Source organism: Paenibacillus zeisoli, from assembly GCF_003994465.1.
GTDB classification, from domain to species: Bacteria; Bacillota; Bacilli; order Paenibacillales; family Paenibacillaceae; genus Fontibacillus; species Fontibacillus zeisoli.
On the sequence record NZ_RZNX01000006.1, the window covers coordinates 51,872 to 74,731 of the forward strand.

24 protein-coding genes are annotated in these 22,860 nt (G+C 46.4%); 18 read left to right on the plus strand and 6 right to left on the minus strand.

All coding sequences use genetic code 11. The features are described 5' to 3' along the window. Positions 1 to 124: 124 nt before the first annotated feature. A complete protein-coding gene (locus EJP77_RS14245) occupies positions 125 to 550 on the plus strand; it encodes a hypothetical protein (protein ID WP_127199920.1) in 426 nt (141 codons plus the stop codon). A 397-nt stretch (positions 551 to 947) separates the two neighbouring features. Here the strand turns inward: EJP77_RS14245 and EJP77_RS14250 are convergent, their stop codons facing one another. Continuing rightward, complete coding sequence (locus EJP77_RS14250) at positions 948 to 1,745, minus strand: SDR family NAD(P)-dependent oxidoreductase (RefSeq protein ID WP_185897363.1); 798 nt, start codon at positions 1,743 to 1,745, stop codon at positions 948 to 950. A 118-nt stretch (positions 1,746 to 1,863) separates the two neighbouring features. Between EJP77_RS14250 and EJP77_RS14255 the strand changes: the two genes are divergently transcribed. The 4 genes from EJP77_RS14255 (at position 1,864) to EJP77_RS14275 (ending at position 4,689) form a co-directional block, all read left to right on the plus strand. Next, complete coding sequence (locus EJP77_RS14255; protein WP_127199921.1) at positions 1,864 to 2,211, plus strand: winged helix-turn-helix transcriptional regulator; 348 nt, start codon at positions 1,864 to 1,866, stop codon at positions 2,209 to 2,211. A gap of 342 nt (positions 2,212 to 2,553) precedes the next feature. Next, positions 2,554 to 2,991, plus strand: a complete 438-nt coding sequence (locus EJP77_RS14260) for a hypothetical protein (RefSeq protein ID WP_127199922.1) — start codon at positions 2,554 to 2,556, stop codon at positions 2,989 to 2,991. A 152-nt stretch (positions 2,992 to 3,143) separates the two neighbouring features. After that, the gene (locus tag EJP77_RS14265; protein WP_127199923.1) at positions 3,144 to 3,605 is read left to right on the plus strand and encodes a hypothetical protein; all 462 of its coding nucleotides are present in this window, start codon (positions 3,144 to 3,146) and stop codon (positions 3,603 to 3,605) included. 481 nt (positions 3,606 to 4,086) lie between these two features. Then, positions 4,087 to 4,689, plus strand: a complete 603-nt coding sequence (locus EJP77_RS14275; RefSeq protein WP_127199924.1) for a hypothetical protein — start codon at positions 4,087 to 4,089, stop codon at positions 4,687 to 4,689. Between the two features lie 287 nt (positions 4,690 to 4,976). Here EJP77_RS14275 and EJP77_RS14280 read toward each other — a convergent pair whose 3' ends face one another. Beyond that, positions 4,977 to 5,321, minus strand: coding sequence for a helix-turn-helix domain-containing protein (locus EJP77_RS14280; protein WP_127199925.1), 345 nt, complete (start codon positions 5,319 to 5,321; stop codon positions 4,977 to 4,979). 157 nt (positions 5,322 to 5,478) lie between these two features. On the opposite strand from EJP77_RS14280, the gene EJP77_RS14285 reads away from it, so the two are divergent. Together EJP77_RS14285 and EJP77_RS14290 are read left to right on the plus strand one after the other, a co-directional pair. Beyond that, positions 5,479 to 6,369 carry a glycosyltransferase family 2 protein gene (locus EJP77_RS14285; RefSeq protein WP_127199926.1) on the plus strand — a complete coding sequence of 297 codons (891 nt, stop codon included), beginning with the start codon at positions 5,479 to 5,481 and terminating at the stop codon, positions 6,367 to 6,369. 163 nt (positions 6,370 to 6,532) lie between these two features. Next, the gene (locus EJP77_RS14290) at positions 6,533 to 7,405 is read left to right on the plus strand and encodes an SDR family oxidoreductase (RefSeq protein ID WP_127199927.1); all 873 of its coding nucleotides are present in this window, start codon (positions 6,533 to 6,535) and stop codon (positions 7,403 to 7,405) included. Between the two features lie 111 nt (positions 7,406 to 7,516). Here the strand turns inward: EJP77_RS14290 and yfbR are convergent, their stop codons facing one another. Further along, entirely contained in the window at positions 7,517 to 8,116 is a 600-nt protein-coding gene (gene yfbR / locus EJP77_RS14295; RefSeq protein ID WP_127199928.1) for a 5'-deoxynucleotidase, read from the minus strand. 304 nt (positions 8,117 to 8,420) lie between these two features. On the opposite strand from yfbR, the gene pnpS reads away from it, so the two are divergent. The 9 genes from pnpS (at position 8,421) to EJP77_RS14340 (ending at position 19,058) form a co-directional block, all read left to right on the plus strand. Further along, positions 8,421 to 10,223, plus strand: a complete 1,803-nt coding sequence (gene pnpS, locus EJP77_RS14300) for a two-component system histidine kinase PnpS (RefSeq protein ID WP_127199929.1) — start codon at positions 8,421 to 8,423, stop codon at positions 10,221 to 10,223. Positions 10,224 to 10,339: 116 nt separating this feature from the next. Next, positions 10,340 to 11,071, plus strand: a complete 732-nt coding sequence (locus tag EJP77_RS14305; protein ID WP_127199930.1) for a response regulator transcription factor — start codon at positions 10,340 to 10,342, stop codon at positions 11,069 to 11,071. 121 nt (positions 11,072 to 11,192) lie between these two features. Next, positions 11,193 to 12,386: a methyl-accepting chemotaxis protein gene (locus EJP77_RS14310; protein WP_127199931.1), complete on the plus strand. Its 1,194-nt coding sequence runs from the start codon at positions 11,193 to 11,195 to the stop codon at positions 12,384 to 12,386. A gap of 195 nt (positions 12,387 to 12,581) precedes the next feature. Further along, a complete protein-coding gene (pstB, locus tag EJP77_RS14315; RefSeq protein ID WP_127199932.1) occupies positions 12,582 to 13,337 on the plus strand; it encodes a phosphate ABC transporter ATP-binding protein PstB in 756 nt (251 codons plus the stop codon). Between the two features lie 21 nt (positions 13,338 to 13,358). Next, positions 13,359 to 14,018, plus strand: coding sequence for a phosphate signaling complex protein PhoU (gene phoU / locus EJP77_RS14320; RefSeq protein ID WP_127199933.1), 660 nt, complete (start codon positions 13,359 to 13,361; stop codon positions 14,016 to 14,018). Positions 14,019 to 14,306: 288 nt separating this feature from the next. Next, a complete protein-coding gene (gene polA, locus EJP77_RS14325) occupies positions 14,307 to 16,973 on the plus strand; it encodes a DNA polymerase I (protein WP_127199934.1) in 2,667 nt (888 codons plus the stop codon). Positions 16,974 to 17,034: 61 nt separating this feature from the next. Continuing rightward, positions 17,035 to 17,889, plus strand: a complete 855-nt coding sequence (gene mutM, locus EJP77_RS14330; protein ID WP_127199935.1) for a DNA-formamidopyrimidine glycosylase — start codon at positions 17,035 to 17,037, stop codon at positions 17,887 to 17,889. Between the two features lie 12 nt (positions 17,890 to 17,901). Beyond that, positions 17,902 to 18,498 carry a dephospho-CoA kinase gene (coaE, locus tag EJP77_RS14335; RefSeq protein WP_127199936.1) on the plus strand — a complete coding sequence of 199 codons (597 nt, stop codon included), beginning with the start codon at positions 17,902 to 17,904 and terminating at the stop codon, positions 18,496 to 18,498. Next, complete coding sequence (locus EJP77_RS14340) at positions 18,495 to 19,058, plus strand: lytic transglycosylase domain-containing protein (protein ID WP_127199937.1); 564 nt, start codon at positions 18,495 to 18,497, stop codon at positions 19,056 to 19,058. The genes coaE and EJP77_RS14340 overlap by 4 nt, the downstream gene beginning before the upstream one ends. Before the next feature lie 70 nt (positions 19,059 to 19,128). Here EJP77_RS14340 and EJP77_RS14345 read toward each other — a convergent pair whose 3' ends face one another. Further along, positions 19,129 to 19,356 carry an alpha/beta-type small acid-soluble spore protein gene (locus EJP77_RS14345; RefSeq protein WP_127199938.1) on the minus strand — a complete coding sequence of 76 codons (228 nt, stop codon included), beginning with the start codon at positions 19,354 to 19,356 and terminating at the stop codon, positions 19,129 to 19,131. Positions 19,357 to 19,467: 111 nt separating this feature from the next. On the opposite strand from EJP77_RS14345, the gene nrdR reads away from it, so the two are divergent. Continuing rightward, complete coding sequence (gene nrdR / locus EJP77_RS14350; RefSeq protein WP_127199939.1) at positions 19,468 to 19,938, plus strand: transcriptional regulator NrdR; 471 nt, start codon at positions 19,468 to 19,470, stop codon at positions 19,936 to 19,938. Between the two features lie 24 nt (positions 19,939 to 19,962). Further along, positions 19,963 to 20,139: a hypothetical protein gene (locus tag EJP77_RS14355; RefSeq protein WP_342773020.1), complete on the plus strand. Its 177-nt coding sequence runs from the start codon at positions 19,963 to 19,965 to the stop codon at positions 20,137 to 20,139. Between the two features lie 330 nt (positions 20,140 to 20,469). Here the strand turns inward: EJP77_RS14355 and EJP77_RS14360 are convergent, their stop codons facing one another. Next, complete coding sequence (locus EJP77_RS14360) at positions 20,470 to 21,651, minus strand: glycoside hydrolase family 130 protein (protein WP_127199941.1); 1,182 nt, start codon at positions 21,649 to 21,651, stop codon at positions 20,470 to 20,472. 2 nt (positions 21,652 to 21,653) lie between these two features. After that, positions 21,654 to 22,826, minus strand: coding sequence for an AGE family epimerase/isomerase (locus tag EJP77_RS14365; RefSeq protein ID WP_127199942.1), 1,173 nt, complete (start codon positions 22,824 to 22,826; stop codon positions 21,654 to 21,656). Positions 22,827 to 22,860: the final 34 nt, after the last annotated feature.

Below are 22,860 nucleotides of genomic sequence, written 5' to 3' on the forward strand. Positions count from 1 at the left end.
GGTATGCTTTCTACCTATGAATTGGTTAAATTACCGTGAATGATAGCTAGCTTTCCTTTTCTTTAATCAAAATTATGGATATAATAGATTGTAATTAATCTAAATAATGAAAGGTGGTTCAGTTGTGACAAACGCAATGATTTTTTTGCACGTTCTGGGTTCCTTGGCACTCGGCTTTTACATCCTGCTGCCTTTTGTGCTGGGACGTCTTGGCAGCCTGTCTCTTTCCGCACAGGAAGGAACCGTCTCTGCAGTGAGAACGCTTAACCGTTTCGGTCAATACGGACTGATTCTTCAGTTCCTGACAGGAGGTTACTTAATCAGCAAGGGGAATTACTCCATGCCCTGGATAGTTGTTGTTATCGTACTCTTCCTTGCGGCGGGAGCGCTTAGTGGAATTATCGGCAAGCCGCTTCGATTGGCTGTGGAAGGCATTCGTGCCAAGAACGAAGTTACCGATCATATCGGAAAAGTTCGTACACTCAGCTCCGTGCTTGCTATAATTATTGTCGTTATCGTGTACTTCATGGTCTTCAATACTGTAATCTAAGCTCCATTATACATAAAGCTGTATCTCCAGATTTGGGGATGCAGCTTTTTTGAGTCGCTGGTATCAGAAGAAAATAAAGTCTTGGACTAGAAAAATTAAGTGTTAAACTGAGAAAATAAGTATTAGGCTGACGGTATTTCATTAAGCTAACGGGCAGTTTTCTTCAGTTTTTCTCAATTGTAGTTTAGGTGTAAGAGAACAAGAAGGTTAAGACGTTAGAGATTAGAAGTTGATTTAACGGGCATCACAATTCAATTAGTGCTGTTTGTAAGAAAACTCACAGTCCATCAACTACTTGTACAACAGCCATGATGTATATGGATCTATGAACGACCAAACGGCAGCCGGGAATTAATCATTTGGCTGCCGTTTGGCTTCAATATATCGCTTCGTTCAGTCACGGGCGTAATCCGCCGATCGTGTAACCTCCATCTACGAGTATGCTCTGGCCAGTAACGAAACGAGCGTCGTCGGAGAGAAGCCAGACTACGACATCCGCCACGTCTTCGGATTGGCCCACCCGCTGTAAGGGTGTTTGCTTGATAAAGGGACGCGCCGTAGCCTCGTCACTTAGAACCTCCTGTGACATTGGGGTTGCAATCATTCCAGGACTGACATTGTTCACTCGAATGTTACTAGGACCAACCTCCAACGCCACGGTTCTCATCATTGCATCGAGTGCACCCTTGGAGGCTGCATAGCCTGAAGTACCCGGCATTGCTCCATGCGCTGTCCACGAAGATGTGTTAACGATCGAGCCCCGGATTCCAAGGTCGAGCATTGCTGCGATCTCGTATTTCAGACAGGCGAACACACCACGCAGATTGACCGACATCAGAGTATCAAAATCTTCAAAGGATAGTTGGTGTAAAGGTGAAAAAGCACCAAGAATGCCGGCGTTGTTCCAAGCGATATCCAAACTTCCAAACACATCCAGCGTCTTATTTACAAGCGCTTCGACCTGACGAGGATCGGCAACGTCAGTTTGAACAGCGAGGGCACTACCTCCCTGAGAGACAATTTCTTCATAAACTTCTTGAAGCTCTTTCGTTCGTCGACCCGCTATGACGACATTGGCGCCTTCCCTGCCGAGCCTTAGCGCTGCAGCACGGCCCATTCCGGTGCCGCCTCCAGTAACAATCGCTGTCTGACCCTCAAATTTCTTTATGTCTTCCGCTCTCCCCACTGAAATCATTCCCTTCACATATTGGATGCCTTGACTATTTCATTATATTTAAGTTAGTAATATACTTATAGTACGCAAATTAATAATACCTAGTATCAAAAATAATACTATGCAGAGGGATAATGGGATGGCAAATGCTCCAGAAAAAAAGTGTCCAGTCGAAACGACGTTTGATGTTATTGGTGGAAAGTGGAAAGGGGTGATTCTTTATCACTTAATGAGCGGAACGAAGCGGTTCGGCGAGCTTCGCAGAATTTACCCTCAGGTCACGCATCATATTCTTACCTTGCAATTGCGGGAACTCGAACGTGAAGGGATCATTGAGCGCAAAACGTACAATCAGGTGCCGCCAAAGGTAGAATACTCTCTAACCGAATTTGGTAAAACTTTGAACCCAATTATTTTGCTGATGAAAGAATGGGGCGAGCTTTACAATGAACGAGCAAGCCGGCATCCTCATTCCTCGGACGATTGACCTCGGATTCCCGCCAAAAGGGAAAGCCCCTTCCGCTTGACTATCATAGGAAGGGGGCAGGGGTTACTGCCCCAATGCAGCCACGAACAGTCCCTTTCTCAATTTCATCAAATAAAAGGACTAGACGTGAAGGAAACGATGCAATAAAAACGGAGGAAGCATTTCTTAAAGCAGTTAAACGGTGAGATGAAACTAACTGTGAAGGATAATTGAATAAGGAAATTAACGAGGCTGCCAAGAATATATATGGCAGCCTTGTTAAGCTAAAGGGCAGGATAACGTAACAATATATTGGATACATAAAACAAATTCAACAGTGGGAAACTATGGGTAGGTGATGATATGAATAGAAAATTTATGTCCATTCTGGTCCTTTCCATTGGGACTATACTATCCATACAGTCAGTAACCGCTGCTAAACCGAATGGCGAAGTGTCTAAAGAAAAAGATTCAATTGAATGGGTCCATTTATGGGGATTTCCTCAAACAAGAGAAGAACAACTGGAACGTATGTTAACAACAGAGTTGCAAAGAAGAGCACTACTAGCCCTACAAGAAAAAGGTTACTTGAAGAGAGGAAAGGAATACGTCTACTGGTTTGACCCATTTCAAGTAACGGGTATGAGAGAAGTCGAGGGTGGTTTTTACGAATTAGATGTATTGGCAACGGTCCAAGGAGTTATTGAAAATAAAAGAGACAAGAAGGTCAAGAAGTATACAATCACATTCAATCATAATTACGAATCAGGATTTGTTGTGACAACGGTAAGAGAATTATAACGGGAAACCCTGTTGAATAAGACTTAATGTTGAGCAGGCTATCGCAGCCTGCTCATTTTACTAAACGGGTAGTTTCGTGTGATGTTTAGGTTGCATGCGTTTAATTTATTCAGTTGGGAAACAATACCTTCATCAAAAGGGGAGGGTTCAGCTTGAAGATTTTTATTTGTTTGTTGCTTGTATTCGGGGCAATTAGTCTTTCTACTCCTCAAACAGTTGTGGCAACTGAGGGAGCAGAAGTATTCGATATTAGAAAAGGCGAAGTCGTACAATTAATTCCCAATTCAAATATATTACAAAACCAAGCCAAGCATTGGCTCTCCTCAATAATTGGTATTGTTGGTTCGTTCAAAATTGAGCCGACCGAAGGGATTGCGATTAAGATACCACTCACCCCCCCGTTTAGTATTACAAATAATTGGATTAACGGAACTGTGACCGAAGTAATTATGTTTGTCGGCAAGTCCAAAAACTATTATCCAACCCTGCTCGTATTTACTAAGAATAATCGTTTTGTTGCCGTCCATATTCGATACCACAATTTGAAGTCCTTTCTTAAAGAAAACAAACTGTACAGTTCAGAGTTAAATTTAGCTGCCGCTCCATTGAGCTAACGGGATACGATAGTCTTAAGAAAAAGGTGGAAATATGTCGAAATAACTATGGCCATTTGAAGATGCAGAAAATGTAGCTGTCCTAACCATCGATAGAATCCTGAAGCGTGAAAGCACGATTTTATATGTAACACATGACGAAGACGATGGAATGTGGCAATTTCTTGATGGCGAGGAAGTAAAGGAAGATTATGTGCGTCTATTGTCGTTAAAAGAAATGGTCAATATTGATCCCAGCTTGGCTCAACTCTCTGACCTTCCTCTTGGTTGGATCGTCATGGAGAGACAATTAGACAAGTGAATGGATTAGAACACAAAGACAAGCATAGATCATTAAGCTATCGGGATACGACAGTGAAATAAAGGAAGTTAACGAAGCTGCCGCGAATATGTACGGCAGCTTCGTTAAGCTTAAGGGCAGGATAATTGAACCAAGTAACTAAATATGTGTAAAAGCTATTGAATGGGAGTGCCGCTACAAATGAAAATTACACTTGATATAAGTAGTAAAGAGTTTGATGGTATAGTTGGCGAAGAGCCTCATCTTAAACAAACGATATTTCTTAGTTTTCAAAGTGAAATTAAAGGCGAGTATAAGTTTGAATTCATGAATTCAACCATTAATATTTTCGATTTTAAAGACCACTTAGCCTCACAAGGGCTTCAATTTGATAGTGATTCACTCTTTGTTTTTGGGAAAATGCAGGTGCTAATAACAAGGGTGAAGGGAGCAGATATTAAGCTGTTAGAAGAAATAAATAACCGAGCTGTTCGGGAGCAATATTATACGTGGCCGTATACACTCAGTGAAGGAAATGTAGTATGCATATGTGGAGGCTATCTTTCATTTCTAGCCGATTTTTACGCATCGGTCTTTATTGTTACTGAAAGTAACCCCAAGATTACATTAACCTTTAATTCTGACGAAGCACTTCCTTATGATTTTACAAGTCCAAGCAGTATTAAGCGTGCACAATTAAGCGAAACTAAGTTCGAAACTAATAGTCCTGGAAAATTATTTAACTTTGATTATTTTAGTGGTCATTTTGGGACAGGTAGAAGAGTAATCAAAAGTGAAGATTAACAATAGTTTCGTTCAACTAACGGAGAACGTTAGTTGAACGGATAGGTCAACAAAACAGCGGTAGTCTAGGACTTTATTTTCTCGTCAAAGGCTACCGCTGTTTTTATAGTTGGGCCAAGTCTGATACTTATTTACATTATCTTACGGTTTTATTATTCGACAAGCAGCGTGGGGCCAACATACTCAGTCTAAAACTTTAATTTCATTCAACAGCTTGGCTTGAAGCTTAAAGCCCCCTTCTGGCAGAATCTTGGCTGATTCTACCGGAAGAGGGCTGCTTGCATTACTTATTCTTTGGTCTTCGAGAGATCGTCCAGATGAGTGAACATCAGTTTGATCATATCCAGAGCCATCTGTTTCTCTTTGGCGGAACGGTTCATCATGATCTGGCGAATTTGATCCACGAATTGATCATCCGTGATCTCAATGGAATCGTGAAGCAAATAATCAACGGTGACCCCGAGTTCATTAGCCAGTCTGATTAGAGTATCCAGAGATAGACTGCGCTCTCCTCTCTCAATTTGTCCTATGTATGCGTCGGAGACATCGATTCTCTCTGCCAGCTTTTCTTGGGTCCAGTGCATCTTGCGGCGTTCCTGCCGCAATCTTTTGCCGAGCGAATCATAATTCATATAACCCCTCCTAGTATAAAAGTAGATAATATGAGAGGTGAATTTAATATACTGTAAGTTTTATATATATTTACTTATAGTTTTATTTGGTTTAAAATGGAAAACGGATCAGAAAGTAATGCTATAAGTATGACCAAAGTAAGAGAGGATAAACGTTATGACAGCGGAACAACCCATCGTATCGCTTATTATTGCTGTGCGAAATGAAGGTATGAACCTTCTAACCACGCTAGAGTCACTGAAAGTGTCCAAGACCGCGCTCCCCTATGAAATTATTATTGTTGATGATGGGTCGATTGACAGCTGTTGTGAGTTTCTGTATGGGTACCGTATTTCGGCACCGGTTCATTATATCAGGACTGGCAGCATTGGGCCGGCAGAGGCCAGAAACCGCGGTGCGGAGATAGCCAGAGGTAAGGTGTGTATATTTTGTTCGGGTCACCTTTATTTTGAGGATTACTGGATGGAGAAATTAATCGCACCAATTCTGGGCAGGGATGCGAACTGCACCAGTCCTGGAATATCCAGAATTAAAGACACATCCGGACAAATCGGCTATGGGCAATGGCTTCATCTACCGGAGTTTACCACGGAGTGGATTTATGATTTGCCTCCTTCTTTTGAGGCTGCGGTTATGCCATGGCAATGTATAGCCGTAGAGCTGGAGAGCTTTCAAAGCATAGGAGGCTTTGATCGTGAATTCAAGGAGGAAACTGCGATTGCAGCCGAGTTCTCCTTGCGAATGGGCTTATTCGGGTATCGGTGCCGGATCGAGCCTGCCGTTCATCTCCTATTGGTTGAGCGAACCCAGTTCCCTTATGTTCCTCCCGTCGATTACAGAGGGTACCATCTGCTTAGAATGGCAGTATTGCATTTTAACGAAGAGAGATTGCTGAAGACTTGGGAGGTTGTGGGCAGGAATGAAGAGTCTGAAGGCTGGGAGTCTGAGATTAAGAAGTCGGGAGCATTTCAGGCCAGAGAAAGGTATAAGACAAACCGAAGGTTTGATGATAACTGGTTCTTTGATCGTTATAATATTAAATTCTAGATGAGTTGGTCTTTCTTGGACACTGTTTGCTGCAAGCAGGTTGGTGGTAAGTATGTGTAGGTATAATGTCCAAGCCATTGTTGGCATCCTATATGAATTGGACGTTCATTCCATATAGACATGGTTATGAAACCCAGGTTCAACTAAGGAAGGAGAGATTATATTGTCACAGAATAATCAACAACCGAAGCAGACTCTACCACCACAGCATCAGTCCCAAAGACCGGGTATCGAGGAGCAGATGACTCCACTGCCGCAGTATGAGGGTAATTATAAGCCGGCCGGCAAGCTGAAAGGTAAGGTAGCGCTCATCACCGGAGGTGACAGCGGGATCGGACGTGCTGTTGCTCTGGCCTATGCCAAAGAAGGCGCTGATGTAGCGATTGTATATTTGAATGAGCATGATGATGCCAAGAAGACACAGGCTGAAGTTGAGAAGACAGGACAGAAGGTCCTGCTTATCCCTGGAGATATCGGCGATGAAGCTTTTGCTCAGGAAGCAGTGCAGAAGACGGTAAGCGAGCTCGGCAGCCTGGATATCCTGGTCAACAATGCGGGGGAACAGCATCCACAAGAAAATATCGAGGATATTACCGCAGAGCAGCTCGAGCGTACGTTCCGTACCAATATTTTTGCGATGTTCTATCTGACCAAAGCGGCCATGCCTCATCTTAAGAAAGGCAGCACGATTATTAATACAGCTTCCGTCACAGCGTACAAAGGAAGCCCTGCGCTGCTGGACTATTCATCGACCAAAGGAGCCATTGTCAGCTTCACGCGCTCGCTCTCGATGAATCTCGTCAGCAAGAAGGGGATTCGCGTTAATGCGGTTGCACCGGGACCGATCTGGACTCCGCTTATCCCATCGACATTCGATGAAGAGAAGGTGAAGCAGTTCGGTGCGGATTCGCCAATGCAGCGCCCGGGTCAGCCGGAAGAACTGGCTGCGACCTATGTATTCCTCGCTTCCGAGGATTCATCCTATATCAGCGGACAAGTCATTCATGTGAATGGCGGCGAGATTGTGAACGGGTAAGCTAGGCGGATAACCGCCTACGCTTTCTTTTTAACTTGGAAAGGCGGTATCTGTAGTCTACGGACTCAGATACCGCTTTTTTTACGATAATTATAGGATGTGAAATTAACGTCATTCGTCCAGCTCATCCGACAGCTCGTCTAGAGTTAATTCAAAGCTTGGGGCCAGATGAACCAGGAAGTAAGAGACCTCAGGCATATTCAAACTCTCAAGCTTGTTCTGAAGCTGTGCCTTGGCGGCTGCAAATTCGCGGTTACCCGAGGCAACCTCCCAGGTACATTTCAAGTAGGCATCAAGGCTGTCAGCTGCTTTTACATACTTACGGAGCTCCTTATCAGTCTCGGAGGCAGGATCGAGCAGAGGTTCATACACCGGCTTAAGGGCCGGAGGGATCATGGAGGCAAGCCGCTCTGCAGCAATGGCTTCCATTTCTCGGAAATTAGAGAGCAGCCTCGGATTGTGATGTTTCACAGGTGTCGGGATATCCCCCGTGAATACCTCCGTGGCGTCGTGGAACAGGGCCAGCGTGGCTGCGCGATCAGCCTGAAGATGTTTGCCGTAGAGCTGATTGGCAATTTCACAGAGGAGATGGGCCAGAATGGCTACATGGAAGGAGTGCTCTGCCACATTCTCTGTGGAAGTGCTCCGCATCAGACTCCAGCGATGAATGGCTTTTAGTCTGTACATATAAGCAGAAAAGTGATAATCCATGAACTAGACCTCTTTCCGAAAGAATTACAATAGATAAAGCGGACTTAGATAAAGGGTATACAGCTGAGGTGTAACGTACGGGAAGAGCGAATGCGGCCGCGGTTATCATCGGATTTCATCCACATCCGAAAGTCTAAACATTACCCAAAGTTATGTTCATACCCGAAATGTGGCCATTTTAACTAAGTTTTATAAAGATAATACTCTCATTACATTGTGTTATTATAATACTAACAATGTTAACCAATAGAAGCAGATTGAAGCAAGCTCTAATCCTACTAAAATATTTTCAAAGGAAGAAAACATGAAGACATTTCGAATGCGTTTAACCTTGATTTTAATGGGTCTTGTGGGGATTTCGATGCTCGCCGCAGGTCTTACCATGGCCCAAGTGTTCAAAGATTCCCATGTTACCGCGCTTGAAGACAATATGGCCCGGGAAATAAATTTGATATCCAGTACTCTGGAACTGCCAAGAATCGAAGGCAACTCAGGTGCAATGACCTACTATACCAATCGGGCAAAGGAGATCGATAAGCTGACGAATTCCCGGGTTACTTTTATCAGCCTGAGTGGGAAGGTCATCGGTGATTCCGAGAGTGATCCATCCAAAATGGGTAACCATAGTACTCGTGAAGAGGTCTTATCTGCGAAGAAGAACGGGAATACAGGTACATCGATTCGCTACAGCAGCACGGTGCATGAGAATATGCTCTACGTAGCCAGGCATGTGGTCTCCAAGCAGGGATTTGATGGCTACATTCGGCTGTCTATGAGCCTTGAGACTGTAGAAGAGGGTCTTCGCAGAGGCTGGTCATTGATGATCGGAGGACTTGTAGTGCTTTTCCTGGCCGCAGCTTTGGTCAGTTACCGTGTTGCTATTGGTCTAACGAGACCGATTGAACATATCACTACCGTAGCTCACCGGATCTCCAAGCTGGATTATGATGCCCGTGTCAATCTGGAGCGTCAGGATGAAATCGGGCAGCTCGGCAATGCCATCAATGGGATGGCAGACAGTCTTCAACATCAGCTTAAGCGGATCCGTGATAACGAGGATCTTCTGCAGAGTGTGCTGTCTAATATGACCGGCGGTATCCTTATGGTGGATACGAATGACAGGATTGCCCTTGTGAACCGGGAGGCCGAGCGGATATTGCGGCTCAAGGATACCTATATGCTCGGTAAGCTGTACCATGAAATCAAGCGCAGCTACGAGCTGACCCGCTTCATGGATGAAGGAATCTCTCGCATGGAGCAAATGAGTGAAGAGCGGACCATCTACGATCCTGAAGAGAAAATTCTGCATTTTGACAGTGTGCCCATGTTTGAAGATGATGGGTCTTACCGTGGAATGCTGTTCCTGCTCAGAGATGTCACGGAAATTCGCAAGCTGGAAGTGATGCGCAGTGAATTTGTTGCGAATGTCTCGCATGAACTCAAGACACCGATCGCCGCAGTCAAAGGCTTCGCCGAGACACTGCTGTCTGGTGGGGTCAAGGATGAAGAGACCAGCCGCTCTTTCCTGCAGATTATTTATGATGAGGGCGACCGTCTTAACCGCTTGATTGGTGATATTCTAGAGCTGTCTAAGATAGAATCCAGACGTGTGCCGCTTGAATATTCACCAGTCCACGTACACAGTCTGCTTGGAAGCATCTTCGAAGTCCTGCAGTCCTCGGCAGCCAAGAAGTTCATCACTATGAAGCTCGAGATTCCTGAGGAATTGTTCATGGAAGCAGATGAAGACCGCTTGCGGCAGATATTCATGAATCTTCTGTCCAATGCAATCAGTTACACACTGGACGGCGGCAGAGTTAAAGTTACGGCGGAGAGCGTGGCCGAGATTTCCGGCGAAGAAGAGAAGGTTCGTTTTATTATCAGTGATACCGGAATCGGCATACCGAAGAAAGACCTGCCGAGAATATTCGAGCGCTTCTACCGGGTGGATAAGGCCCGTTCGCGCAGCTCAGGCGGGACAGGACTGGGACTATCGATTGTGAAGCACCTGGTCGAGCTTCATCATGGAACAATCCGGGTCGAGAGCAAGGTTGGCGAGGGAACAATGTTTATTCTGGATTTACCTTTATTGCACAATGTAGAGTAGTATTAGAAGAAAGTTGACTACTTTACACACCGTTAACACTCTCGTGATATGCTATCCATGTCAACATTTGTCAACATTTATTCCGATTTGAAAAAATGGGGGTACTAAGAGTATATATGACGCATAGACTTTTGGTTATTGAGGATGAGCCAACCTTATCCAGATTATTATCCTATAATCTTTCTAATGAAGGTTATGAGGTTACAGTAGAAGAGCATGGACAGACCGGCTGTGATGCTGCGCTCAAATCAGACTTTGATCTGATTCTGCTGGATTTAATGCTGCCGGGGATGAACGGATTTGAAATTATGTCCAAGCTGCGGAGTGAAGGGGTGAAGACACCAATCGTCATCCTAACAGCCAAGAATGCAGAAGAAGAAGTGGTGCAGGGGCTTAAGTCAGGAGCAGATGATTACATTACGAAGCCTTTCGGGGTAGCCGAGCTGTTGGCCCGTGTTGCCGCTGTCCTGAGAAGATCCACGGGGCAGGATGAGCGGGATAAGCCTCAGCTGCAGCCTGAGTCGCAGATCAGTCTAGGTGAGCTGGCTATTTACCCGGAGAAGTACGAAGTGACGCTTGGCGGGGAGCATATTACCCTTCGTCCCAAGGAATTCGAGGTCCTGCTGTATTTGGCGAGAAAGCCAGGCGTGGTTATGACCCGGGATGATTTGATGAATGCGGTATGGGGCTTCGACTATATTGGTGGCCAGCGTACGGTGGATGTCCATGTAAGCTCACTGCGCAAGAAGCTCGAACTAGACCCGCAATCGGTCCACATTGATTCGATCCGTGGAGTCGGTTATAAGCTGGTTGTCAATAAGAAGAGAACTGCCCATCATTTTGGCTAAAATGATGGGTTTTTATTTGGGTTATACGTATTTTACAATTTAGCGGGGCTCGGTTAACATTCCACAAATAGTATTGTCCTATATTTCTAGGTATAGGAATAAAGTCATAGGAGTGAAGACCGTGAGCAATCAAGCCTCTGCAGTCCTTGAAAGACCTGCTACAGAAGTGATTACACCTATACATATGCAAGTAAAGACAGATGAAGCCGTTAAGGTTACAACTATCGAACATAGTGTCACGAGTGAATTTGATGTGTCGGCAGAACTATTTTGCCGTGAAGTTCCGGTTATGGATTCGAGGGGAATTTGTGGGGAAGTGCTTCGAAAGTTCCGAGCAGATGAAGTGATTCCGTGTGTCATTCTTGTTGATGAGCAGAAGGGCTCCCTTTCCTTAATTATGCGGGATAGCTTCTATCGGCTGTTCGCCGGCCGATTCGCATCAGATTTATTCTATGAGAAAGCTGCAGTTCAATTCGCTGAGCAGGAGCCTTTGGTTCGGGAAGTCACAGATGCTCCAGAAAGATTAATTGATGCGGCATTAAGCCGAGACACAGAGCACTTCTACCAATGCATGATCCTTACAGATCGAGGGAAAGTAAGAGGAGTATTAACTGTTCAGGATCTTATGGTGATGTCCAGGAGCCTGCAGCAGCAAGCGGATGAGGCTAGAGTCATAACTGTCCAGGAGAGCCATGGACGACTTGAGCGGATTGAACGCTCTGTTCAAGCCGTATCTGAAGCGGCAGAGCGGAGTCTTCGTGAGGCAGAGACGATGAGCAGCCTGGTCAGATCCGGTAGGTCGGAACTCCGGCAGGTACGTGAGTCGTTTCACCGGGTATTAACCATTACGAATAACCAGGAAAAGCAGGTCAAGGAGCTCTTGCAGCGAACAGTTGAAATTTCGGAGGTCACAAGAAGTATCAAAGAGCTCGCGGATCGCAGCGGGATGTTAGCCATGAATGCAACTATCGAAGCTGCCCATGCCGGGGAACACGGACGCGGATTCGCGGTGGTTGCGAACGAGGTGCGCAATCTGTCGGCTCAGACGATGAAGTTCTCGGAAGAGATCGGAAAGACGCTTACGGTGATTAGCGAAATGATTAGTGAAACCGCAAGCATGTCTGCCGCTTCAGCAGCCGAGGTTGAAGGAAGCCAGAGCCGGGTTGCCGAAGCGGATACTACCTTTGAATCCCTGGTTGAAGCCGTACAGATTGTAGAGCTTCGTGGCCAGGAGATGCACTTGTCTGCAGATGAAGCTGCGCAGAGAGCACATCTTGTCATGAAGGAGCTTGAGCGATTGTCAGAGCTGCACTAATTCAGGGTTAAGGGAAACCTTGGTTTCCGGTACTAAGGACCCGGATATTTTACACTGCGTTTACAATTCTGCACATTCACCTTTACACAAAACTAGTAAGATCGATATGTATGTTCAGAATCAATAGGTTTACGTTAATCTGAAGCCTGCGGGCTTCTTTTATCTTAAAAAGGTGTTAATTGAAGGAGAAGAGACATGGAAGCGATCATCAATATTGACAAGTTGAATTTGTACTACGAATCTTATCATGCGCTAAAGGATGTATCCATGGACATTCCCGAGAAGGCGATCACAGCATTCATTGGACCGTCAGGATGCGGGAAATCCACTTTGCTGCGTACCCTTAACCGGATGAATGATATGATCGCAGGCACCCGGATTGAAGGAGCCGTGAAGATCGGTGGTACCGATATTTATAGTGATGATGTTCACGTTGAAGCTCTGCGCAAGCGGGTTGGCATGGTGTTCCAGCAGCCGAATCCTTTTCCTAAATCTATTTATGATAATATTGCCTATGGTCCACGTCTTCACGGTATTCGCAGCAAATCAGAGCTAGATGAAATCGTGGAACAAAGTCTGCGTCAGGCCGTGCTCTGGGATGAAGTGAAAAATTTCCTGAAGCGTTCCGCTTTAAGTCTGTCAGGTGGACAGCAGCAGCGTCTCTGCATTGCCAGAGCACTGGCTGTACAACCGGATATCCTGCTCATGGATGAGGCTACGTCGGCGCTCGATCCGATCTCTACACTCAAGATTGAAGAATTGGTGCAGGAGTTAAAAGATAGGTATACAATTGTCATGGTAACGCATAACATGCATCAGGCAGCACGGATTTCAGGCAGAACCGTTTTCTTCCTGAATGGAGAAGTTGTTGAGGCGGATGAAACCCAGAAGCTGTTCTCAACCCCGCAGGACTCCAGAACCGAGGATTATATTTCCGGTCGTTTTGGTTAAGTAGAAGGAGGCATCTAGTTCATGATACGTAGAAAAGAATTTGATCAAAACTTAGAGGAACTGCGGAATTTGCTCCGTGCGATGGGCGACCACGTACAGGAGGCGCTCAAAGGAGCAATTGACACGCTCCAAACCTCAAATATAGCCAAAGCCGAAGCTATTATTAAGCGGGATATCGATCTCAATCAAATGGAAGAACAGATTATGGAGATCGGATCGCGCCTGATTGTTACCCAGCAGCCAGTAGCCAAGGATCTGCGCCGTATTATTGTTGCGTTCAAGATCTCGAGCGATCTGGAGCGTATGGGTGATTTGTCCATTGATATTGCCAAAGTAACTTTACGGATTGAAGGACAGGAGCTGATCAAGCCCCTTGTCGATATTCCACGGATGGCGGAACTGGCAGGCATCATGGTTGAAGAGTCGCTGCAGTCCTATCTGGATGAGAATACGGATCTAGCTTATAAAATGGCTCAGGATGATGATGAAATCGATCATTTGTACAGTCAGATCATCCGCGATCTATATGCCTTTATGACGGCAAATCCAGACAATGTGCAGCAGGCTATGCTGCTGACTCTGGTTGGCCGCTACATTGAGCGTATTGCGGATCACGCCACTAACATTGGAGAGAGTGCTGTGTATCTTGCTACAGGTCAGCGTCCGGATTTAAATAATTAAAAACAGTTAATCAAGCGCCAGTCAGGGGAGTAATCCTTATTGACTGGCGTTTTGCTGTCTTGCTCTGCTATGCTTCTTCAGAAGATCCGCTTAACATTCATTCCTGGAATCCAAAGCCAACGGTGATGGGAGCAGCGTTCGTCCCCTGCGCCCTTCGGACACAAACCGAACTCCTCAACAAAATGTGCGGCCGCCTTTTGAAATAGGCGCCTCTTTTTAATTTCTTAATCGGACAGCCCTTGTGTTATCATTAGAGTTAGATAGTAGTACGAAGGAACGAGGTGTAGTATGGAAAAATTGATTCTGATTGATGGCAACAGCATTATTTATCGCGCGTTCTTCGCCATGCCTCCGCTGACGAATTCGAGCGGAATGCATACCAATGCAGTGTATGGTTTCACCAACATGCTGCTGCGCTTGATTCAGGAGGAGCAGCCTACACATATGATGGTGGCTTTTGATGCGGGCAAGGAGACTTTCCGGCATGAGGGTTACCAAGAATACAAAGGAGGCCGGGAAAAGACGCCTCCCGAATTGTCAGAACAATTTCCGCTGCTTAAGGAGCTGCTCGACAGTTTTGGCATAACGCGGTTTGAACTTAAAGGCTACGAAGCGGATGATATTATCGGCACTGTGAGCAGACAGGCTGATGAGTCCGGCCGGCAGGTTATCGTCGTTACCGGGGATAAAGATATGCTGCAGCTAGTCTCGGACAACGTGAAGGTCTCCCTTACCCGTAAAGGGGTCTCTGAGGTGGAGCCTTACGGCGTGCAGGAGATTCAAGAGCGATATGGTCTGACTCCGGCTCAGATCGTAGATCTTAAGGGTCTGATGGGAGATACCTCGGATAACATTCCAGGTGTTCCTGGTATTGGGGAGAAGACCGCGCTTAAGCTGCTCCATCAATTTGGTTCTGTGGAAGAAGTGCTTGCACGTACGGATGAGTTAAAGGGCAAGCAGAAGGAGAACCTCATCAATCATGCAGAAGACGCGCGTATGAGCAAGCGGCTTGCCACCATCTTCCGCGAGGTGCCGTTGGAGCATCTGTGGGATGACATGGCATTTAGCGGTCTTGAGGAAGAGAAAGCAGCACCCATGCTGCGAAAGCTTGAGTTCAAATCTTTGATTGAACGTCTTTCCTTCACGGCTGGCCCGAATACCGGCGAGAAGAATGCGAACCCGGCTCATGAGGCTGAGCCTATTCATGTTACCGTGGTGGACGAAGCGGGAATAGACTCCCTCAAGGGGAAGCTTGGAGAGATTGAAGTGCTCCATGTGGAGACGAACGGGGATAATCCGCACCATGCTGATATTATCGGGCTGATTCTTTCATCGAAGGACAGCCATTACTATATTTCTAGTGAACTGCTGAAGCACCCAGCTGGCGAACCTGTTCGGCAGTGGCTTGCGGATGCCAAAGCTCCCAAGAAGGGATATGATCTTCACAGGATCGACCTGGCTCTTCACTGGCAGGGTATTGTCTTTGAAGGGGCTGCGTTTGATATTCAGCTCGCCGCTTATTTGCTCGACCCTACCGAGAACAACCAGACGCTTAGCGGCCTGGCATCCAAGTATGAGCTGTCCTTCCTGGCTCCGGATGATGAGGTGTTCGGCAAAGGAGCGAAGTACAAAGTGCCTGACACCGGGGTGCTGAGTCTTCATTTGGCCCATAAAGCGGCAGCTGCCCAGAAGATCATCCCACTGCAGGAGCAGGAGCTGGAGAAGAACGAGATGAACCGCTTGTTCTTTGAGCTTGAAATGCCGCTATCCCGTATTCTTGCCGATATGGAGAAGCAGGGAATTGCCGTGAATCGTGAAGACCTTCAGGAGCTTGGAAAAGAGTTCGAGACTCAGATCCGCAGACTTGTTCAGCATATCTACGAACTGGCTGGCATGGAATTTAATATTAATTCCCCGAAACAATTGGGCGAAATCCTATTCGATAAGCTTGGACTTCCGGTGATCAAGAAGACCAAGACTGGTTATTCTACAGATGCTGAAGTTCTGGAGAAACTGGCTCCTTATCATGATATTGTGCAGTCCATCCTGGAGTACCGCCAACTGGCCAAGCTCCAATCCACTTATGTGGAAGGTCTGCTTAAAGAGATTCGCCCGGAGACGGGCAAGGTCCACACGTATTACCGTCAGACCATTGCGGCAACGGGACGGCTCAGCAGCCAGTATCCGAATTTGCAAAATATCCCGATCCGGATGGAAGAAGGCCGCAAGATTCGTAAAGTATTCGTACCTTCCGAGCCGGGCTGGCACATTCTGGCGGCAGACTATTCGCAGATCGAGCTTCGTGTACTGGCGGATATCTCCGGTGATGAGCGGCTTAAGGAAGCGTTCGTCAATGATATGGATATTCATACGAAGACTGCCAGTGATGTGTTCGGCGTACCACCCGAGCAGGTGGATTCGAACATGCGCCGTTCCGCGAAGGCCGTCAATTTCGGAATTGTATATGGAATCAGTGATTATGGGCTGTCCCAGAACCTTAACATTACACGTAAAGAAGCTGCCAAATTCATCGATCAGTATTTCGAGGTATTTCAAGGGGTTCGCAAGTATATGGACGATATCGTCAAGGAAGCGAAGCGCGACGGGTATGTTACAACCTTGCTGGAACGCCGTCGTTACCTCCCGGAGATTAACGCATCGAACTTTAATCTCCGCTCATTCGCTGAACGTACAGCGATGAATACCCCAATTCAAGGGACGGCAGCGGATATTATTAAGCTGGCTATGGTTCTGATGAATGATGTGCTTAGAGAACATGGACTAAAAAGCCGTATGCTGCTCCAGGTACACGATGAACTTGTATTTGAAGTGCCGGAAGATGAACTGGAGCTCATGACCAAGCTGGTCCCTGAGACGATGGAGAGGGCGCTGTCTTTGTCCGTTCCGCTTAAAGCGGAGGTCAGCAGTGGGTTGAACTGGTACGAAGCGAAATAAAAGTCGCTGTGCCCTGCGGCTTGTACCGTTATTATTAGGAAGTACCCGAGGTGAATGAACGATGCCGGAATTGCCGGAAGTAGAAACAGTCCGTAGAACACTTAGTCAGTTGATTACGGGGAAGACCATTAGGGACGTTACGGTCTCTTTGCCGAGGATTATCCAGAGACCTGATGATATAGAACAGTTTAGGCTTGAACTTCAGGGACACACTATAATTGATGTTGGGCGCAGAGGCAAGTTCCTTAGAATTATCATGGACGGGCTTGTTCTCGTCTCACATCTGAGGATGGAAGGCCGATATGGCGTCTATGACAGCAGTGAGCCGGTGGAGAAGCACACCCATGTGATCTTTCATTTTACAGATGGGACCGAGCTTCGTTACAAAGATGTGCGCCAATTCGGTACGATGCATCTGTTCAATCCCGGAGAAGAATTCAAGATGAAGCCACTGCTGAAGCTTGGGCTGGAGCCTTTGGATGAGGCGTTTACTTTTGAGGCGTTCAAGCGGGTTATTGCAGCTCGCAAGACCAAGATCAAGCCGGCTTTGCTGAATCAGGAATATGTGGTGGGGCTTGGGAATATTTATGTGGATGAGGCTTTGTTCCGCGCAGGAATCCATCCGGAGAAGCTCTGTAATGAACTGGATCAGGAGGAGCTTGTGCGGCTGTACGAGGCTATCGTGCTTACCTTGAGTGAAGCGGTGGAAGCAGGCGGGTCATCGATCAAGTCCTATGTGAATGGACAAGGAGAGATGGGCATGTTCCAGCACTCGCTTCAAATATACGGGCGCAAGGCGGCTCCTTGCGTGGTATGCGGTACACCTGTAGAGAAGTCTGTGGTTGGGGGACGCGGTACTCATTATTGTCCAAGCTGCCAGCTCATTCAGACGAATAAGACCAAGAAGAAGCATTAATGAGGTGAAGAAATGAATATCGGACTGACCGGTGGAATTGCAACCGGGAAAAGTACGGTCTCGCAAATGCTTGTGAAGCGGGGAGCGATACTGATTGATGCGGATGTGGTAGCCAGAGAGGTTATGCTGCCTGGACATCCTGTACTGAAAGCCGTTATCGCGCACTTCGGACAAGCTATGCTTCTTGCGGACGGAACCCTGGACCGGAAGAAGCTGGGGGAGCATATTTTTGCACATAAAGAAGAGAGAAAAGTTCTTGAAGGCATTACCCATCCTGCCATACGGGCAGAAATGCGCGGGCGGGCCGCAGAATATGAAGCTATGTACCCGGAACGTCTTATCGTCTCGGATATTCCGCTTCTTTATGAGACAGGGCAGGGATCTTCTTTTGAAGAAGTTATGGTTGTCTATATCCCGCGTGAGATGCAGCTAACCCGGTTGATGAATAGAAATGGGTTATCCAAGGAGGAAGCCACAGCACGAATATCGGCTCAAATGGATATTGAAGAGAAACGGAAGCTGGCTGATGTTGTCATTGACAACAGCTTGGGGCTTGAACACACCGAGCGGCAGATTGATGAATTCTGGCTTCGCAAAGGATTGCTATGAAGTGGCTGCGTAAGAAGAGGGTGCTGCTTTTATTGTTTCTTGGATTCACGGTACTTGTGTTCTTCAACAGCGGGTGGCTGACGTTATTCTATCCCATCCACTATAAAGACGAAATCAGGACTTATGCCAAAGAGAATCAGATCGATCCATTCATGGTTGCTGCTATTATCCGTGTAGAGACGAATTATAAGACCGATCAGGAATCGCACAAAGGCGCATTAGGGGTTATGCAAATTATGCCGGACACGGCCGAGTGGGTCATTGACAAAGCTAATTTTGAGGATGTCTCACTAGAAAGCCTGAGGGAAGACCCGGATAAAAATATTCAGATCGGAAGCTGGTACTTGAAGTCCTTGTATGATCAATTTGACGGTAATCCGATCGCGGTGATTGCGGCTTATAATGCCGGACCCACGAAAGTGAAGAGTTGGCTGAAAAGCGGTAAATGGGATGGGCGGCTTGAGACCTCGAAAGATATTCCTTTTGGTGAGACCCGGCATTACGTACAGAGAGTTACTCATTATTATGAGCAGTATGTGAGTATCTACAAGGAGTTCTAGCTGGACTTTGGATTAGAAAAAGAGCACCCGGGCAGGTCACCCTGCCCAAATGCTCCGGTAAGAACTTTGACTATTGGCGGAATTGTCCAGCTAGTTGTTGTTCAGCAAGGGTAACCAGACGTTTCGTAATTGTACCCCCGATTGAACCGTTCTCATAAGAAGTCAGGTTACCTGCGTAACCGTCTTGTGGAAAAGCAATACCCAGTTCTTGAGCAACTTCGTATTTCATTTGTTCGAGAGCTCCAGATGCCTGTCTTACTACGAGATTATTGCTGCTGCTGTTGTTGTTTTGAGCCATTGTTGTTCACCTCCTCCGGTTGGTACAACTATTATGTCTCGTGACTCGCAATCTCATTACGGAAAGAAACATGAATTTTTTGGGAATCCTAGAGATGAAGGAAGTGATGATTTGAAGTGTCCTTACTGCGATTATTTGGGGACCAAGGTGCTCGATTCGAGACCTGCCAATGATAATCGCTCTATTCGCCGCAGAAGAGAATGCGAGCAGTGCAGTCGGCGATTTACTACATTCGAGATGGTGGAAGAAACCCCGCTGATTGTAGTGAAGAAGGATGGAAGCCGGGAAGAATTCAGCAGAGAGAAGATGCTGCGTGGTCTGATTCGTGCTTGTGAGAAGCGTCCTGTCTCTGTCGAGCAGCTGGAGACCATCGTGTCGGAAGTGGAAAGATCGCTCAGGCATACGGCCATCGCTGAGGTTGAGAGCCGTTATATTGGTGAGCTTGTGATGGAACAGCTCTATCCTGTGGATGAAGTAGCTTATGTCCGTTTTGCCTCGGTGTACCGACAGTTCAAAGACATCAACATGTTCATGAAGGAGCTTAAGAGTCTGTTATCCAAAAGTACAGTAGTGGATGACTGAGTGATAATGAAGGTGAGGATGAGAATGGAGAAAAGCGCAGGCTTGTCGCTCGGATTCTTGGCTGGCACCACATTTGGCAGCGGGATCTCGTTTCTCCTCAGCTGGCAATCTTACGATCTGGTTCTCCTGGTGAGTCTCTGTGGAGCGGCCGGGGCCTTTGCCGGTCTGTACATCAGCCAGAAGCTAGCTGTGAAGTCTTAAGTCTGGTTCTTATGTGAAGCAGCAAATGAAGAAGTGTGATCTTGAAGAGTGTTGAAGAGTGTTGAAGAGTAATCTCGAAATGTGAACAAGTCGAAGTTTGATCACTCGGGTGCATGAACCATTCGAGGAAGGATCATCTTGGTGTATGATCAACTTAAGATACGATCAACTCGAGGAATGATCATCTCGGATCTATGATCATTTTGAAGCATCACCAAATCGAAGGAACACCAAAAAAGCAATTGACGGGAGATCCGCCAATTGCTTTTTGTTATTGCACTAAGTTACTGAACTAAGTTACTGCCCTTGTTACTGTCCTTAGTTACTGCCTTAGTTACTGCTCTTGAGCAGGTCCTCGTTCCGTTCAATCAAGCTCTTCCGCTGAAGGGCGTTGTCCAGGGAACGATATGGATCCTCCGGTGTGTTGAACGTATAGTCCACCAGCTTCTCGATCGTGGTTGTCGCGATATGGATGCGTGTATCACTGGAAGCATAGTAGATGAACACATCATTATTCTCATTCACCACTGCACCGTTGCAGAAGATAACGTTTGACACATCGCCAACGCGCTCATCGTCATAAGGGGCAATAAAGTGTCCGCCCGGCTTTGCGATAATTTTCGTTGGATCTTCGAGACTTGTAGCGAAAGTATAGAGTACATAACGCAGACCAGCTGCCGTGTTGCGCACGCCGTGAGCGATATGAATCCAGCCTTTGTCGGTCTTGATTGGAGCAGGACCCTGGCCGTTCTTCACTTCATATACAGTATGATATCTGCGCTCATCGATGATATCTTCTTGATCAATCACCGGATTTAGGATGTCATCACACAGGCCAAAGGCAATCCCGCCGCCGGAGCCTGTGGAGATGAAGCCATCCTGCGGACGAGTGTAGAAGGCGTATTTACCATCCACCAATTCAGGATGAAGCACCACATTACGCTGTTGTGGAGACTTGGTCTGAATATTAGGCAGGCGCTCCCATGTCTTGAGGTCATTCGTTCTGACAAAGCCAGCCTGGGCTACAGCGCTGGAAGTATCAAATGGAGATGCCTCAGGATCCTTGCTCTCGGAGCAATAAATGCCATAGATCCATCCATCTTCATGAAGTACCAGACGCATATCATACATATTTGTCTCAGCAGCATCGATATCTTCCCATGTCAGCGGAGTGTCGATAAAGCGGAAGTTGTCGATCCCGTTGTCACTTACAGCGAGAGCAAAGATCGATTTACGATCCAAACCTTCGGTTCTGACAACCAGATAGTATTTACCTTCAAAGTAAATAGCGCCAGGATTCAGGGTAGCGTTAATTCCGAGTCTTTCCATGAAATGCGGATTAGTCTCTGCATTCAGATCAAATCTCCAGTGAACTGGAACGTGATGACGGGTAATTACCGGATATTTATATCTGTCATATACGCCGTTGTAAAAATCCTCGTTCAGTTCGTTCTTGCGAGTGATCAGCTGTTCCTGCTTGGCAAGAACCTCTTTATATTTGGGATGTATCATGGTTATTCGTTCACCCTTTCCATAATTTCAAGACAGAATCGGCTGTTATGATATGGACATTTCCATGCCCCGTTTATTTCTCTTGGTGTAGGTGTGCCATCCGGATCAATAGACCAGTACCATTCTCCACCAGCGCGTTCATCAATCAGATTGTTCTTGATATAGATCCAGAGGTTGTCAGCAAGCTCCTGGAATCTAGAATCCCCGGTCCGCTCATAGGCATTGTAGAAACCTACAATTGCTTCCGCTTGTACCCACCATACCCGAGTCTTATCCAGATGATCCCCCTCTTGTTCATTCATCATGGAGCCGTCTTCCTGCATAGCATGATCTGCGATATTGTACGCAATATCGATGACCATTTGAACATATTCCGGCTTCTCAAGGCCCAGTGTCCGAAGCGTCTGATCCATCAGCCAGCTGGCCTCGATGTCATGACCAAATGACTTAAGATCAAGCAGGGAGGTCCACTGTTTGTCGAAGAACACACCCAGGTATTTGGTCTCGGCATTGTAAATCTTGGAATAGAGAATCTCAAGCAAGTTCTCTAGTGCTGCTCTAACACGGATGTCCGGCCAGACTTTGTAGAGATTCGTATACGCTTCCAAAACGTGAATATGTGTGTTCATCGTAATGTCAGCTACAACCCCATTTTCGCTGAGCATCTCATTAGGAGTCTCCGTCCACTTGCGGTCGAATTCTTCCTTGTAAGCATTAATCTCCTTGTCAAATCCCACATCCTCGATCAGTAGGAAGAGCTGCTTGGCAAGCTCAAGAGCTTCCGGATCTTGGGATGCTTTGTAGTATTCGCTGAGAGCATATATTCCGAACGATTGGGTATAGACGTGTTTTCTGGTGTCAGCAGGGTTGCCTTTATAATCAACCATCCAGTACAAACCGAGGAATTCATGGTCAATAACTTTATCCCGCAGGAATTTATAGGCATGAGTGGCAAATGGAAGGTATTTCTCATTCTTCGTGATGACGTAAGCAGAAGAAAAAGCCCATAAAATTCTCGATGTGGCAATCCCGCCTTTATCTGCCTGTTCATTTCTTTGGAGTTCATAATTGACTTCGCCATAGAATCCACCATGGGATTCATCGATACATGCTGACCAGAAGGGAAGGATGTGTTCGTGCAATTCCCGGGCTACTTCGGTTTTTAATTTTTGCAAAAGAAAATTACACCTCCAAAAGTAAAGTAAACGA

Bases quoted from the DNA above. Each gene is read 5' to 3' on its own strand.
- EJP77_RS14250 (WP_185897363.1), bottom strand. From the start codon at position 1,745: ATGATTTCAGTGGGGAGAGCGGAAGACATAAAGAAATTTGAGGGTCAG.
- EJP77_RS14255 (WP_127199921.1), top strand. From the start codon at position 1,864: ATGGCAAATGCTCCAGAAAAAAAGTGTCCAGTCGAAACGACGTTTGAT.
- EJP77_RS14260 (WP_127199922.1), top strand. From the start codon at position 2,554: ATGAATAGAAAATTTATGTCCATTCTGGTCCTTTCCATTGGGACTATA.
- EJP77_RS14275 (WP_127199924.1), top strand. From the start codon at position 4,087: ATGAAAATTACACTTGATATAAGTAGTAAAGAGTTTGATGGTATAGTT.
- EJP77_RS14280 (WP_127199925.1), bottom strand. From the start codon at position 5,321: ATGAATTATGATTCGCTCGGCAAAAGATTGCGGCAGGAACGCCGCAAG.
- EJP77_RS14285 (WP_127199926.1), top strand. From the start codon at position 5,479: ATGACAGCGGAACAACCCATCGTATCGCTTATTATTGCTGTGCGAAAT.
- yfbR (WP_127199928.1), bottom strand. From the start codon at position 8,116: ATGGATTATCACTTTTCTGCTTATATGTACAGACTAAAAGCCATTCAT.
- pnpS (WP_127199929.1), top strand. From the start codon at position 8,421: ATGAAGACATTTCGAATGCGTTTAACCTTGATTTTAATGGGTCTTGTG.
- EJP77_RS14305 (WP_127199930.1), top strand. From the start codon at position 10,340: ATGACGCATAGACTTTTGGTTATTGAGGATGAGCCAACCTTATCCAGA.
- pstB (WP_127199932.1), top strand. From the start codon at position 12,582: ATGGAAGCGATCATCAATATTGACAAGTTGAATTTGTACTACGAATCT.
- phoU (WP_127199933.1), top strand. From the start codon at position 13,359: ATGATACGTAGAAAAGAATTTGATCAAAACTTAGAGGAACTGCGGAAT.
- polA (WP_127199934.1), top strand. From the start codon at position 14,307: ATGGAAAAATTGATTCTGATTGATGGCAACAGCATTATTTATCGCGCG.
- mutM (WP_127199935.1), top strand. From the start codon at position 17,035: ATGCCGGAATTGCCGGAAGTAGAAACAGTCCGTAGAACACTTAGTCAG.
- coaE (WP_127199936.1), top strand. From the start codon at position 17,902: ATGAATATCGGACTGACCGGTGGAATTGCAACCGGGAAAAGTACGGTC.
- EJP77_RS14340 (WP_127199937.1), top strand. From the start codon at position 18,495: ATGAAGTGGCTGCGTAAGAAGAGGGTGCTGCTTTTATTGTTTCTTGGA.
- EJP77_RS14345 (WP_127199938.1), bottom strand. From the start codon at position 19,356: ATGGCTCAAAACAACAACAGCAGCAGCAATAATCTCGTAGTAAGACAG.
- EJP77_RS14355 (WP_342773020.1), top strand. From the start codon at position 19,963: ATGGAGAAAAGCGCAGGCTTGTCGCTCGGATTCTTGGCTGGCACCACA.
- EJP77_RS14360 (WP_127199941.1), bottom strand. From the start codon at position 21,651: ATGATACATCCCAAATATAAAGAGGTTCTTGCCAAGCAGGAACAGCTG.